This window comes from Fulvivirga imtechensis AK7 (genome assembly GCF_000331535.1).
Taxonomy (GTDB): domain Bacteria; phylum Bacteroidota; class Bacteroidia; order Cytophagales; family Cyclobacteriaceae; genus Fulvivirga; species Fulvivirga imtechensis.
The window spans coordinates 40842-54545 of the sequence record NZ_AMZN01000003.1; the positions used below are offsets into that span (position 1 = coordinate 40842).

Below are 13704 nucleotides of genomic sequence, written 5' to 3' on the forward strand. Positions count from 1 at the left end.
GGAACCGGGGTGAATTAAAGACTCGCCGTTTATCTAAAATTTCAATAATACATACCCGTTGAGTTGATAGGTAGTGACTGTGGTAAGCATGGAGGTAGCAATTTCAATACCTTCAAGAACCTGATCGGGTGATATTTGTCGAGCTATCAAAGACTGTCCGCAAATAGTTATTTTTACGCCAGCTTCACCAAGAGCCTTGTAGAGGTCGGTGTGCGGATTATCAACGCCAAATTTCTGCTTATAAGCGTCATTGTTCATGACCGTAAGCGCCATGGGACCGTGTATGGCCAAAACGACTTTTATATTCTTTGGATCCACGCCACCTACAGCATGTAAATTGATCAGCCGTGCCACATTCACCAAAGAATAAGACAGCTCTGACGGTCCTTCTTCCCTGCTAACCACATCAACTACTATTTTATATGGCCCCTCGTGATCGGGCTTTACAGTGGCAGAAGGCATATCATAAATGCCTCCGTAATTTTTTATGACAGGGAAAACCTGTTCCTGAGCCAAAGTATATGTGCATGTTAAAAGTATCGCACTGAAGAGCAAGGTATATTTTTTCATTATTCCCGGGGTTTATTCAATTCTGGCGTATCTGGTAAATATTCAACTCATTATGGTCTCCACCTGACCTACATCCTTCCACAATATCCCGTTTTTTACTGAAAGGCTAAAGAGATAGTAAACAATTTGCTGAAGCAAGGGAATTAGATGTGAGTCAGGAGTCGGCAGTCCGAAGTCGGAAGTAGGTAACTTTAGCGACAGCATTAGGAGCCTGGCAGGTTTATGGAAGCAGGCAATTTTTTAGTCCTTAGTATTGGGTCGTGAGTATTGAGTGAAGGGCGAATCTTCATCCCAAAACACGCAAACTACTCTCCTTCTGGGAGGAGATACAGAGGTGGGTAAGTGGGGTTACCTCTCTGCGCTTCGAACATCTCCCCAGGTCGGGGAGACTTTAGTGATGACGTTCGGTGCTTTGTATATGATCTTCAATAAAAACAGCGTCATGGTGTGGAATCTGAGCCATCTGCAAATCCGTAGTGGGTACCAGCGGCTGGCAGACAAAGTCCAGACATACTTGATTTTAGATGAAAGACCATAAAAAAAGAACGCATCAGCACAAAAATGCCATTTGCCCTCCTCAATACTCGACCAACCCGTTTTTGATGGCATATAGCACAAGTCCGACCCGGCTTTTCACATTAAGTTTTTCAAAGAGTGACATACGATAGCCATCAATGGTTTTAGGGCTGAGGCACATTTGGTCAGCTATTTGGTTGTACGTCATTTCCGAGCAGGCGAGTTGGAGAAACTCTTTTTCTCTTTCATTAATATCATATAAATCCTGTCCGTCATCACTTTGTAGCGCATTGATCAGCTTACCCGTTACAAAGTCGGTATAATAGTAGCCTTTGTCGTAGATCGAAGATAACGCCTCTTTAAATTCGCCAGGTTCGGCATCTTTACACAGATAGCCCTTAACCCCCAGTTTGAGCATTTTAACAATGGTCTCCTCTTTTTCGATCATACTCAAAACAAGGATATGGATGCCTGGAAATTGAGCCGTGAGCCACTCCACGGTCTGAAAGCCATCCATTTCGGGCATGTTAACGTCCATTAATATAATATCGGGAGTGTTATCCTCATTGAGCTTACGCTGCAGGTCTAACCCGTTATCGGCTTCAAACACGATAGTGTATTTATCGGAAATTGACTCGATCAGGCTACGGAGGCCACCACGAAACAGCTTATGATCGTCTACCAGTGCAAGTTTAATTGTTGAATTCATTGGTTAGGGGCATGTTAATTAAAATCTCGGTTCCCGCATGGGTAGTGCTGCTTATTTTGAGGTCCGCATGTATCACCTTTGCCCGTGTCCTCAGGTTTAAAAGACCAGAACCTCCACGTTTGATGACTTCATCTATGTCAAAACCCACACCATTATCTTTAAATGTTAATTTAAGAAAACCAGCATACACTTCGGCATTTACAGATATATGATTGGCATTGCTATGCTTTAGGATATTGTTCAGGATCTCCTGCGACATCCGAAAAAGAATAATTGCTTTACTCGGGTCCAGTTTTATATTTTTGTTTACGCAGTGAAATTCCACCTGATACAGCCCTAGCTTTTTTATCTGGTCCAGTTCATTCTTCAATCCTTCGCATAATCCTGTGCTAACGATGCGGTCGCTATTCAGCGAAACACTTAGCCCCTTGATATCAGATATCAGTTTTCGAAGTAAGCTTCTTGTCTCATCAAGTTTCTCTTCGGCCTTTTCTCTGGCCCCTAAATCAATGATATTCAGGTTAATCTTTATCAAACTTGCTATTTGCCCGATATTATCGTGCAACTCATATCCGATATGCTTCAAAGTTTGTTCACGGATCTCAAGCTGCGCTTCCAGCAGGTTTTTTGAAAACAGATCTTTGATCTGCTGCTTTTCGATTTTATGCTGCTGGCGCTTCCTTACAAATACAAGGGTAAATGCTACGATAAACGCGCATAACAGAAAGAACAGCAGCGAGCCGGCAGTAATGGCAACAACTATATCTGATATGGGGTAGTCGCTCATAGTGGCACTGATTTTTTCTGCCCTCTGTAGTCGTGGTAAAAGCCAATAAAAAAGACCAGGTACATAATGGTGTTAAACACATCGTGTATAATCCACAGGTTTTTTAGCAGGCTATCTCTCGTAGCCATAATGTAATGCCACAATCCAAAGATCAGCATCGTACAGGAGGTATACAGGAACAACCCCAAAAGGAAAAACAGATACGACCTTTTGGTGTGTAGCAGGCGATCGTCATTTTCATAGATGTCAAGTACACTCAGCAATATCCAGGAGGTATAAACGAGATTATTAAGGCATAGCCATTCGGTCAGGAATTTGTCCTCTATTCCCCAGTAGAGGATTGAAATAAGCCCGAACAGCATGCAAAATATACCGGATACTTTAAAGATCTGCTCTTTGCGGGGTGTGCTATAGCTGTTATTGAAAAAGAAGTACAAGATCACAAGCTCTATTCCGACATTGATATTATAAAAGATATTTAAGACAGCAACCCGGCCCAAAATGGCTCTCGCCAGTTGAGGAACACACGCCAGCAAGACCAACAGCAGTATCAGCCTGGACTTGTCTGAAAGCCGGGGATAAAAGAAGCATCCTGCCACTGCCGGTAGCAGGATGCTCCAAATCGATATTTTATTTATCAGGTCCTGGATACATAAATTTATTATTTATTCTTCAACAATAAATAGTAAATTCTCATGGATGTTATCAAGCGTAGACCTTACCAGCTTGGGGGGATACTCTGTAGCAGGTTCGTTTAGTGGCAGGGAGCTGTAAGTTGTTCCTCCACCATGTTTACAGCCAGCCGCTACAATCGTAAAAGATCCTTTCTTGAAGTCTTCATCTTGTGAAACTTCCTTTTCAGAATGAGCTCCTAGAATTATCATTAGGTGAGTTGCTCCTAATTCTTTGTCAAAAAAACGCAGGATATCATCTTTTTCAAATACAAAAGCATTGAACTTCGCCTTGTGATCTCTGAATCTATCAACCATCTCTTGCTCCTCATCTGAAGCCGGTTTGCGCCTAAGGTAACGCCTGATATTTCCATTCAACTTGCAATATGTGCCAATGATCTCATTCGCTTTCTTCTTGTCAATAGGTTGGCTATCGATCCCAAGTGCGCTGTTGTTATTTTTGTCGTTCATGATAAAAAAGTGTTTAGTGTAACAATTTCATCAAGTTAAGCTCAACAGTACCATTAACCTAGCCGGTGTGGAAGAAACAGGATAATTATAATTATTCTCAGGCTTTTTCCTATTCGATATTCAGGGGTTCTCCTGTGGAAGGCAAGCTGTTTTGGAAGTACCTTTATCATTTAAAAAACAAATACTATGAAAAAGCAATTAACCCTCCTGACGATTTTATTCTCAAGCTTTACTTGTTTTAGTCAAACAAAAGACGCTTACATGCTCAGCGACTATTCAAAAAACCACCAGCTTGACCATGTAATAGAGGTTGAATCAAATAAAGACACTTTAACTTTATCTGGATATAATAAAAGTAATGACTCCCTACTCTTGAGAATAAAGGTTAAATTAAAAAGATATGACGTGCTGGCAATAAACGAGTGGCATTCAATATTTAATAAAGGACATTTTAAACCCCTGCCTATTTCAATAACTACTGTACCCTTTAAAGTAAGACCTGAGTTGGATGAATTTAGAACAAATGCTACTTCCGGAATAACTAATGTGGGGTTAAATCTTGATTTAGGTAGATGGAAAACAGAAAGATATTTTGCTTCCGGAAAGAAATCAACACACAAATTTTATGGAGGGATATGGCTCGCACCATCAGTTGAGGAGTTGGATTCTCTGCAAACTAGAGGTTTTTTAGCTAAGGGAACTGCAAGTAAGCAACTCTTTATCTCCACTGCGCTGACGCTTAATTATACTTACAACAACTTTACCTTCACATTTGTGCCCGTTGGGTTTGATATAGCGACTTCTTCTGTTGGAAAAGAATGGATCTATAATAGAGAAAGGTGGTGGGGATTTGGAATAGGATTAGAGCCTAAATTTTTTAAGTCCAATTAGTAAAGAAGTAAAAAATAACTATCGAAAAAAGAACTATGGAACGACAAGTCTTGCCGCAAGAGTGTAGTGCACTTGCACCATGACGCTATATTGCAACAGTTCTGTAGTTAGAAAAAATTTCTTAAACATAATCAATCAACCGATGAAACGACTTTTACAGATATCCATTCTCACTACTCTGGCAACATTCTCAGGGTGTAAGCCTCTAGTCAGACTTATCAATCAATACTTCCCACCTCTGACTACCACGGACCAGCAAATTGCCTCTATTAAACAAAATCTCGCTTTAATAGATAATATTACACCACACATAGGGGCTTTTATCGGCCGTGATGTGTTGGACAAGTACCTGCCTGATGAGATCAAAAAGGCTGCCGAAGAATATTCCGATGGCACACTGGAGATTCTTTCATTTGAACCGGAATTAGACTTTAGCCATCAGACGATTGTAACCAAAGCCAATTTCAAACTGGTGCTAAACGAATATCATGCCGTTGTGAAGGGCAAAATGCTTGGCCTTACTTCAGTTTCAAGCGCTAGCGATTCACTGCATTTCAGGAGCGCTTTTCAAACTTTGAACATTACAGACATTGATTTTACAGAGAAACCTGGTTTACCAGAGAAGGCTCTGTCGAAATTGATCAGACCTATAGTGGCCAATTTCATAGAAAACATTAATGGACTATTGCTCAAAAAACCATCCTCTGTTCACGTGGCCTGGAAAGAACCTTTGAAAGTGGACCCGAAGGAGTTGTTTCAGAGCGCTTCAACTGAAGTAGTTTCTCCCGTGTCGATTATAGATCGAAAGCTGAAAAGCAGTTGCATGCTTATCGATAAAAATGGGATTTTGCTACTCGTTGAGCTGGGAACATCGGACCTCCCACCTCAAGACTTATCCGTTGTGACAACAACCTCCAGCTCAGACGTGAAAACGCTCTTTAAGATTTTCAAAGGTAAATTTGAAAATCAGTGGTCGTCAGCCTTTGAAAGTGCAGCACCAAACAAGGGTATGGTGGTCAATATAAAAAAATCAGAGCTAGCCAGCATTCTGAACGAATCCCTTTCTCAGGTGATAAAAATCAAAAGCAAAATCAGCTCCAACAGACAACCATTTAGCTCGACAGTTGAGGTGGAGAAAAGTAAAATTGATTGCCAAAAAGTAAGAAAACCATTTACCTACAAAAGGTATAAACGTGATAAGTGCGATTGGTCTTGTTTAAGGACAATTACGGTAGGCATATGCCCGCTATGTAAAGTAGTAAGTACTGATGATCCGGTTTGCTTAACCAACCGAGCTGCCTGCAATACCGCTGAAGAGGCAAAAGTAGCAGCGGATAACATCAAATATGAATTGGCGAAGACTGCTCACAATGTTTTACAAGAATCGGAAATAGCAGCGTGTAATGTTTGGCGTGAAGCCAACAATTTTGCCGCTCTCGGGAAGTTTAGTGGCTATACAGAAGGCAATGGTGATGCCAGGCTACAATTTAACAAGTTCACCTTCTCACCTGATCTGTCAGCTATTGATTTAGATTATTCTGGTAATATTGGATATAAATTAAAGTCAGAAATTAACATCCAGCCCATGGATCTGGGCTACGTTTTCTTATGCCAAATTGAATATAGTAAAGCCACAAATAGCGAGATTAACATAGAAGTTCCGAAGCAGCAATCGAGACTTTCAGTAGTAGCTGAGAATAAAGGTGAGAATTTACTGATAAAGGCCAATTTATCTCCAATTAAGTATAACGCGTCTATCAATGCAAGTCCTCTACATGAGATGTATAAAGATCCCAAATTTTTGACGGGCTGTAGCTTTTTCTATACCATAATCGGACCTTCAATTGCCGCAGGCTCCCTATCAGGAATTATTGATCTGAAGCCAGAAGAAGAATTAATTCTCTTCGGGAAAGCAAAAGGGGAGTATCAGGCCGAAGAAATGACTTTGACTATAGAGCCAATTCTCTTTAAAATAAATGGCGTTCAGAACAAATCGGTGGTCAAGTGGGCTGGCAAGGGAATTCAGTTTTCAATTTAGAAATAGAAGAAACTTCAGCAGGCTTACATTGCAAATGCACCTCCGCTGGCGCGCGGTGTGCCGAGAAGAGAAAGACTCGGAATATATTTATTTATATTTAGTTCTTTCACATGCTGTATATAAGATGGTGGAAAGGTCCTGAGAAGCAGTTCAGGGCGCATTGGCTCACCGGAGGCAAGCTTTCAGGAGCAGCCTTCAAACCACCTTACGGTGCTGGATGAGTAATCATCTGGTATTGAGCGGTTAAGGAAAAGGCTCTGATTAGGAGTCAGGTAAGTTAAAAAGAGACGAATGAGAATGAACCTCTGATGAAGTGTCGAAAAAGCGAATCACAGTCAAAACCGAAAGGTCTCGCGCGACCAAGGGAAAAGTATAGCAGTTACCTGATTACCGGCTATGCGGCTGTCGTCATGAAGGAGGCGTGACTTTTATACAGGCTTATATACGGAACTCGGGAAACCCTTCTGTAATGCTGGTTGTTTGTGGCCATCCTCCGGAGGAGCATGGGAGCAACAAAGGAGAATACTCTGATGTACAGAGGGGAAATCCAACCTTTTATCACTGGGGAAAAGGTTTTGTAACTTTATGATCTGTATAACAAGAGCCGTATGACGGGAGACTGTCACGTACGGTTCTGTGAGAGGTTTAGGGTGAAATTCCCCTTACCTACTCGGCTTTTTTTAACGCGTGCCCCCTTCAATCATCCGTAAATTACAGCCGGCAAAGGCAGGCCTGTTTAACTTATTGCCACTTTTGGCCACCTCCAGGCAGAATAAATAATTATTCCCAAAACAACAAGTTCTACTACCTGGTAAAGGCCATAAAACAGGTACCAAGGGTCAAAGTTGGTCAGGTTGCCGGTTAAAATAAGAAGTGAAATACAGGACAAAGCAGTAGCAACAGCAATGTTCAGCCATTTGTTGAGCTTTGGCCGGAGCAGGGCGGAAAGGCAGATCATAAGCGTAGGCACGATCATGATTAGGGAAAAGATCACTAAAAGCTTTGGCGTTGCTTCCCCAACAGGGGTGTGCAGGTTAATAAGCGACTCAATTTTGCCCGGAGTTTTTAGCTCAAAATAATCACAGTAAATGTAAAGGAACATCAGCGATGTCCATAGTGCCGCTAATTTTAGCTTCACATTAATTTTGTAGTCGGTAAGCATCTAGGTCTTTTTGTGATTATGATTTTCAGCTATGACGATTGCCCATATCTTTTGTTACAAACAATAGCGTTTAATTGCGAAAATATAAGGCTAACCTGCTTTACTAAGCCTTCAAGGACTTTCTGGCAGCCTGCAATTTCTATAATAGAAATATTAAGATGGAAAATTTTCAATGCTTTAACCGGGAATAACAGAGTAATACACCTTTGAGGTAGGCATACCAAAATCCGTAGCCTCACCGCCCTTTTCTGAAATATACCTACTCACAAGTCTGCGCATTTTGTCTATCTGGACCTCACCAGACACAACAAGTGTCATAGTAACACCACCCGAGCCCACCGCACTTGCGCTTACTCCGACTCTTGCCAGTAAGTCATCAATAACCCGGTATCCGCCCGCGTCCATGGTAGGAGTATCTCCACCTGTATAATGTTTATCCAATAAATGCGTAGCGGCTACCTGAATAGTACTGCCACTATTTTTTTCCAAAATGATGCCGACACAGCCTATCAAGCCGCTTATTTCAAGATGGTGTGAACCGGTCGTGCTGTCAGCAAAGACAATCTCATCTCCTGCCACGTATGTAATAGTGTCCACAGCAGGTTTGCTTGTTGAAATACTGCTTGTAGCTTTTGGTCCTTCCTCAACTTTGGCTTCTTCTTCTTTTTCCGGCTCCATTATAGTTAATGTGTAACTTCCAGGTTTTCCTCTGAACCAGAATGTATGCTTACTGGCAAAGGCCCCTTCAAGGGTGGTTACGCCATCCTGTCCATTAAGTAATGCTAAAAGCTCCGGCCTATTCTCTTCGGGTATGTCATTTATTGAGTTTAATGGTTTAAACCCCAGGCGTACCTTACGTTGCGCAACGTATGCCGAGTTGCCACCGGCAGATAGGCGTGCATTTTCATTTTCCTGAGTGGGGGCATTTAATGCCCTGCGGCCCATCACATCTGCCTCTTTCTCCAATCCGGCATCATCATTGACATTGATCTTTCCCTGTAGCTGTGTAGTAGGTTTCACCCTGCCCTGCTTTTGCTGTACGACATGCCAGGCTTCGTGCGGCAGGTGCTTTTCCTGACCGGGAGCAATATGGATCTCTGTTCCCTGTGCATAGGCATGAGCCTGCAGTTGTGACGGCTTATCCGAATTGTAATGGACTTTTACATCGTCCATAGCGTAACCAGACAGGCTTTCGATACCTGATTTTAACTGGTCGGGCAGCCCGGTATTGTTTTCTTTCTTCTGTAAGGTGGGCTTTTGTTGATCATGCATCACCGCCTGCAGTTGGGCAACCTGCTTTACCTGCTGGCTATTGTTAGCTAATGCCTGAAGCTTTCTTTGGACGGCAGCCTCAGGCCGGTTATCAATAAACTGAGAAGTAGCGATACCACTTTTATGTTGAGAACTGTTATTGGCAACGGATTGGCTTTTGTTCTTTTGTGTATTGTCAGCACGAGCTTTCATTGCTTCCTCTTTGTGTAGATCATTATTTGCCTCTTCAAACAACTTCGTCCTATCCCGTTCCTCCTCTGATGTAAGTTAATAAACCCGCTGCATTTTTCAAGAATTATACTTATGAATCCTTAGTCTTTAGTATTGAGTGGGAGTGCTAACGAAGGCCTGCTTTACTAAGCCTTTAAGGATTGGTAAAGCTTTCCAGGCATAGAAGAGAAGCTTTACCAAACTTTGGAAGTTTAGTAAAGCCACAGGGTCCGGTCGTGTGTTTAATCTTTTAGTATTGAATTGGAGTGGTAAGATGGGGTGTGGGTGTGGCTGTGGTTTCGTTGGTGAAAACATTAAGAAAGAAGACCACCAAAGTCACAGTTTCAGATCATCCTGAGTACACCTTCCAGATACTCCCGGACTACCGGCTGGCTGTCAGAACCTTTTTTTAAGAAATCTTTCTTTTTCTTGCCTCTACAAGTAATGGTAATGATATGCTTATTGCCATTTGAGATGGATCTTAAATTAAATGTAGCTTTTTCCTCGCCAAGTCCCGGAATTAAAATGTTGTAAAAAAAGAGGTCGCGATTAGTGCCGTCATTTACCGTATAGCTGCCCTTTTTGGCAAAATCTTTCTGCAGATGACTGATCAACTGTTCAATATCGCCATTTAAATTGACCATCAAAGCGTGCGATGCACCAGTCTTGGAATTGGATGAAAAACCTTCATTGATTTTGAAGGTAGTCTCTGTTTGTGCTAGCAATGGAAGGCCGAATAAATTGAGGAATAGAAAAAAACCCAGTTTCATTAGAATATATTTTTGTCAAAAATATGCATTTTGATTGATTTAATTAAATGTTTATGTAAAATTACGTTGGACAAATCCATGGCTTGACAGCATGGGGTAGAAGCTCCAAATTGCCTTCGTTTCTCGAAATTTCTTATTTTGACAATGAAGGGAAGCTGATGATCTGACATGCTAGTACGGGGTAAGTCTTTTTGTGAATATGATTCCAGAGGTGACAATTACCCATATCTTTTGTTACAAACAATAGCATTTAATTGCAGAAAATATAAGGCTAACCTGCTTTACTAAGCCTTTAAGGACTAGTAAAGCTTTCTTACCATCGAAATTCAAGTGGTCACAGAATCAGGGCAACGTTGGTAAACAATTGGTACATTCATTAAAACTGTAAAAGTTTGGAACAGGTATCTTGTCAAAAAAGATGCTTAAACCGATCGCATGTCTTGCTAGGCACTCAAAGAAGGAAGGTTTTGTCCGGTCAATTATTCTAAAGAGAGAGGTTGATAGCATCTAGTTTAAAGCAGGAATAAAGTGTCCAAGCCCGTTGATAGGGTCATAAACCAACCCTAAGCGGAATGTATTGGCTCCATCTCCGATAACAGTAGTAGGGCCTCCGGGTTTACCATCATAACCAAAGGTATTCAACTCTAACCTCAAACTATATCCATTGGCATTTAGATAACCCACAATTGCCCTAAGCTGATCAACATCTACGTAACCTCCATACCCAACCCCGTCAATATTAGCGGCAGCATTTTGTAAGTGCGCCCGTGCGACACCAAAGAGCTCCAGGGTATCCCACAAACACTGTCCGTCATGTGCTATCCTCGGATCCGCAATATTGTAGAATACCCCATTAATCTTGAATATATTTTTTGGGTCAATTTTCTCTTTGCGCGCCTTCTCTCCATGTTCACCCCAGGCACGCCCGTGCTTAAAATCCTTCTCTTTGATGTCCCTCAAATCATCATCACTATCCACATCTCCATGATGTAATGGAGACATGGCACCAAGAATCGCCTGATCCTCCTCGTCAAGTGACCCTACAGATAGCTTTCCTGATAAAACCTGGTGGATGCGCGCTACCTGCTCCCGACCTTTTTTGGCACTGCTTACAAACTCGAATACCCTTGGAATATCGCTCAAGGTAAGCTTACCTGACACAATCAGTCTTAGAATGGCTCTGAATATTTTAGCGGCACCCTGCTTTCGCCATTCTTCTGCCAGGTATACCACTGCTATAAGCATGGCAGCCGCCCGAATAGCGTTTGGATTGGTTAAACCATCTTCTTTTGCCATCAATAAAATTTCCGCAATCTCACTGTCACCTATACCTTCCTTTCTTAGCGCGGTTACAATGTCTTTATAATCTACACGTACGGAAGTATCAGGATACTGGGTAGTATTGGTGGTTATATAAGGTGCCTTTCTGTTATGCCGCACGTTTATCGGCCCGAATGGTGTTGATACCTCATGATGTGTCATCTCAGGCGTCCAGCCAGTATACTCTTGCTGCATCGAAGGGTATGGTTTGGATGGATTGGAAGTTGAAGACTCCTCTAGATCCATTCCGGAAGGTGACGTAAAACCTACAGTGGGCCTTATCCTTTCATGTTCGTCATGGGGGATTACCACCGGTACCCCTTCCCGTGTTGTAAATTGAAAACCACCCGTACTAATGCCGTCCAAAGTGCCCACCGTCCACCCTGACGATGTTTGGATCTGAAACTGCTGACCCACTTCCTCCTGACCCGGTTGGTAGAACTGTACGACCTTACCCGATAGTTGAGCTATTCCAGTCCTTATCGTCCACGAACGATTTTGAGCAACGTTACTTTGATCATTAGTGTCTAACTCCAAACTCTCTCCATGAGCTACATTAAAAGCTGAAGCTTTCGCTCCCATCACATCCGCCTCTTTCTCCAATCCGGCATCATCATTGACATTGATCTTTCCCTGTAGCTGTGTAGTAGGTTTCACCCTGCCCTGCTTTTGCTGTACGACATGCCAGGCTTCGTGCGGCAGGTGCTTTTCCTGACCGGGAGCAATATGGATCTCTGTTCCCTGTGCATAGGCATGAGCCTGCAGTTGTGACGGCTTATCCGAATTGTAATGGACTTTTACATCGTCCATAGCGTAACCAGACAGGCTTTCGATACCTGATTTTAACTGGTCGGGCAGCCCGGTATTGTTTTCTTTCTTCTGTAAGGTGGGCTTTTGTTGATCATGCATCACCGCCTGCAGTTGGGCAACTTGTTTTACTTGTGGGCTGTTATTGGCCGACTGCTGAAGTTTTCTTTGAGCAATGGCTTCTGGCCGGTTGTCTACAAATGAAGAAGTACCGCCTGGACGCTGGTCCGGGGAGGTTCTATTGGCGGCAGGTTGGCTTTTGATCACCTGACTCTTCTTAGTTTGAATATTCATATTGCTCTTATTGTTTTTGACTGTATTCAGCCCAACTGCCAACTGCTACCCACTTACCTATTGGTCTCATGTAAGTTAATAAACCTACAGTATTTTTTCACTATCAGACCGGATTCACCATCATCTTTCAGGGTTTCTCACCGAAATTGGGGATGAAACCTGTTACTTGTTTCCGGCCAATTATTAAAATTTTTGACGCACTGATACTTCATTAATTCCGCTTATTAGATAACGTTGGGGTATGATAAACATTAAATGAACAATTAAATGAAAACCAACAAAAACAAATTCTTAGGCCACTCGGGATGGCTATTTATTCTGAGTGTTGCCATTTTTTCATCCTGTGCTCAGGAGGAGGATCTTATGAGCACCGATCATCAAGGTGATGAAGTAGTCTCCATCATAGAATCTAATATCGAAGAATCCGGACAAAGTCAGGATCCCGATGAACTATTAGCAAAAATGAAGGCTTTGTCAGATGAACTCTACCTGGTTAGTACGGGAAAAAAATCCAGTGGCAATACTGATGCTTCCATCCAGGAGTTTTCCGTTCCACCACCATATTATTCCAGCAATGAGGGAAGTGTATATAAAAATTGGAACTACTCAGGAAATACAAGTACAACCAGCAGCCTGAATTTTGGGAACAGGGCTCCTGAACATACTACTCAGTGGGTGTCGGTGAATCTTTCGGATATGATCAGAGTGACTGACGTTGGTGCAAATGCTCCTAATAATGTAGGACACGGGAGAGTTACTTATCGCTTATCTGGTGTGGGTCAAAGTGTGACGTTACATTATCAGATAAATCCTCCATCTAACGGAAATCCGAGATCTGTGACGGTAACAGCAAGCTCGTCTGCTTCGTTTTTGAGAAATAATGTAGCTCCTTCGCCTATTTTAATCGGATATGGTGGAGGACCCATTCAGCTAACCATACATGCTAATGAGTTTGGATGGCTGTGGCTCAGGCTTGAAAAAGATGGCCTTGTCAAATTTGACCAACACTACCTTTTTGATTACTCCCCAACTTTGGATAGCAGGAATGGCGGCAGTGTACAATTGAGTGGCTATGACAGGATCGGGTATTATATTCCATATACGGTATTTTCTGCTTATCATAGTTATTCGGGTTATTGTGGATGGTTTAAAGAGTAGGGCACTAATGCCTGAATGGCACGCATTTTTACGCGTGCCTTTCCCATGCCACCGCACC

At 42.3% G+C, this 13704-nt stretch carries 12 protein-coding genes; 3 read left to right on the forward strand and 9 right to left on the reverse strand.

From position 1 onward, the window contains the following. Window positions 1–33 precede the first annotated feature (33 nt). The 5 genes from C900_RS01155 to C900_RS01175 all read right to left on the reverse strand — a co-directional run bounded on the left by C900_RS01155 (window position 34) and on the right by C900_RS01175 (window position 3724). Window positions 34–570 (reverse strand): DsrE family protein, encoded by a 537-nt coding sequence (locus C900_RS01155; RefSeq protein ID WP_009577695.1) that lies wholly within the window; start codon window positions 568–570, stop codon window positions 34–36. Between the two features lie 577 nt (window positions 571–1147). Beyond that, window positions 1148–1795, reverse strand: coding sequence for a response regulator transcription factor (locus C900_RS01160; RefSeq protein WP_009577698.1), 648 nt, complete (start codon window positions 1793–1795; stop codon window positions 1148–1150). Further along, on the reverse strand, window positions 1779–2582 hold the full coding sequence (locus tag C900_RS01165; RefSeq protein WP_009577699.1) for a sensor histidine kinase: 804 nt from the start codon (window positions 2580–2582) through the stop codon (window positions 1779–1781). Before C900_RS01165 ends, C900_RS01160 begins: the two co-directional genes overlap by 17 nt. Then, window positions 2579–3181 (reverse strand): hypothetical protein, encoded by a 603-nt coding sequence (locus tag C900_RS01170; protein ID WP_040495139.1) that lies wholly within the window; start codon window positions 3179–3181, stop codon window positions 2579–2581. Before C900_RS01170 ends, C900_RS01165 begins: the two co-directional genes overlap by 4 nt. 66 nt (window positions 3182–3247) lie before the next feature. Continuing rightward, complete coding sequence (locus tag C900_RS01175) at window positions 3248–3724, reverse strand: hypothetical protein (protein ID WP_009577702.1); 477 nt, start codon at window positions 3722–3724, stop codon at window positions 3248–3250. 186 nt (window positions 3725–3910) lie between these two features. Between C900_RS01175 and C900_RS01180 the strand changes: the two genes are divergently transcribed. Together C900_RS01180 and C900_RS01185 are read left to right on the forward strand one after the other, a co-directional pair. Beyond that, window positions 3911–4615 carry a hypothetical protein gene (locus tag C900_RS01180; RefSeq protein ID WP_157493839.1) on the forward strand — a complete coding sequence of 235 codons (705 nt, stop codon included), beginning with the start codon at window positions 3911–3913 and terminating at the stop codon, window positions 4613–4615. Between the two features lie 142 nt (window positions 4616–4757). Next, on the forward strand, window positions 4758–6653 hold the full coding sequence (locus C900_RS01185; protein ID WP_040495140.1) for a hypothetical protein: 1896 nt from the start codon (window positions 4758–4760) through the stop codon (window positions 6651–6653). Window positions 6654–7389: 736 nt separating this feature from the next. On the opposite strand, the gene C900_RS01190 is transcribed toward C900_RS01185, so the two are convergent. The 4 genes from C900_RS01190 to C900_RS29100 all read right to left on the reverse strand — a co-directional run bounded on the left by C900_RS01190 (window position 7390) and on the right by C900_RS29100 (window position 12488). Beyond that, the gene (locus C900_RS01190) at window positions 7390–7815 is read right to left on the reverse strand and encodes a DUF6326 family protein (RefSeq protein ID WP_009577707.1); all 426 of its coding nucleotides are present in this window, start codon (window positions 7813–7815) and stop codon (window positions 7390–7392) included. A 177-nt stretch (window positions 7816–7992) separates the two neighbouring features. Then, window positions 7993–9279 (reverse strand): eCIS core domain-containing protein, encoded by a 1287-nt coding sequence (locus tag C900_RS29095; RefSeq protein ID WP_083867405.1) that lies wholly within the window; start codon window positions 9277–9279, stop codon window positions 7993–7995. A 362-nt stretch (window positions 9280–9641) separates the two neighbouring features. Continuing rightward, the gene (locus C900_RS01200; RefSeq protein ID WP_009577709.1) at window positions 9642–10067 is read right to left on the reverse strand and encodes a hypothetical protein; all 426 of its coding nucleotides are present in this window, start codon (window positions 10065–10067) and stop codon (window positions 9642–9644) included. Between the two features lie 507 nt (window positions 10068–10574). Further along, the gene (locus C900_RS29100) at window positions 10575–12488 is read right to left on the reverse strand and encodes an eCIS core domain-containing protein (RefSeq protein ID WP_009577710.1); all 1914 of its coding nucleotides are present in this window, start codon (window positions 12486–12488) and stop codon (window positions 10575–10577) included. A gap of 267 nt (window positions 12489–12755) precedes the next feature. Between C900_RS29100 and C900_RS01210 the strand changes: the two genes are divergently transcribed. Further along, window positions 12756–13646, forward strand: a complete 891-nt coding sequence (locus C900_RS01210; RefSeq protein WP_009577711.1) for a hypothetical protein — start codon at window positions 12756–12758, stop codon at window positions 13644–13646. Window positions 13647–13704 lie beyond the last annotated feature (58 nt).

Excerpts from the sequence above, each read along its gene's own strand:
- C900_RS01155 (WP_009577695.1), bottom strand. The coding sequence starts at position 570 with ATGAAAAAATATACCTTGCTCTTCAGTGCGATACTTTTAACATGCACA.
- C900_RS01160 (WP_009577698.1), bottom strand. The coding sequence starts at position 1,795 with ATGAATTCAACAATTAAACTTGCACTGGTAGACGATCATAAGCTGTTT.
- C900_RS01165 (WP_009577699.1), bottom strand. The coding sequence starts at position 2,582 with ATGAGCGACTACCCCATATCAGATATAGTTGTTGCCATTACTGCCGGC.
- C900_RS01175 (WP_009577702.1), bottom strand. The coding sequence starts at position 3,724 with ATGAACGACAAAAATAACAACAGCGCACTTGGGATCGATAGCCAACCT.
- C900_RS01180 (WP_157493839.1), top strand. The coding sequence starts at position 3,911 with ATGAAAAAGCAATTAACCCTCCTGACGATTTTATTCTCAAGCTTTACT.
- C900_RS01185 (WP_040495140.1), top strand. The coding sequence starts at position 4,758 with ATGAAACGACTTTTACAGATATCCATTCTCACTACTCTGGCAACATTC.
- C900_RS01190 (WP_009577707.1), bottom strand. The coding sequence starts at position 7,815 with ATGCTTACCGACTACAAAATTAATGTGAAGCTAAAATTAGCGGCACTA.
- C900_RS29095 (WP_083867405.1), bottom strand. The coding sequence starts at position 9,279 with ATGAAAGCTCGTGCTGACAATACACAAAAGAACAAAAGCCAATCCGTT.
- C900_RS01200 (WP_009577709.1), bottom strand. The coding sequence starts at position 10,067 with ATGAAACTGGGTTTTTTTCTATTCCTCAATTTATTCGGCCTTCCATTG.
- C900_RS29100 (WP_009577710.1), bottom strand. The coding sequence starts at position 12,488 with ATGAATATTCAAACTAAGAAGAGTCAGGTGATCAAAAGCCAACCTGCC.
- C900_RS01210 (WP_009577711.1), top strand. The coding sequence starts at position 12,756 with ATGAAAACCAACAAAAACAAATTCTTAGGCCACTCGGGATGGCTATTT.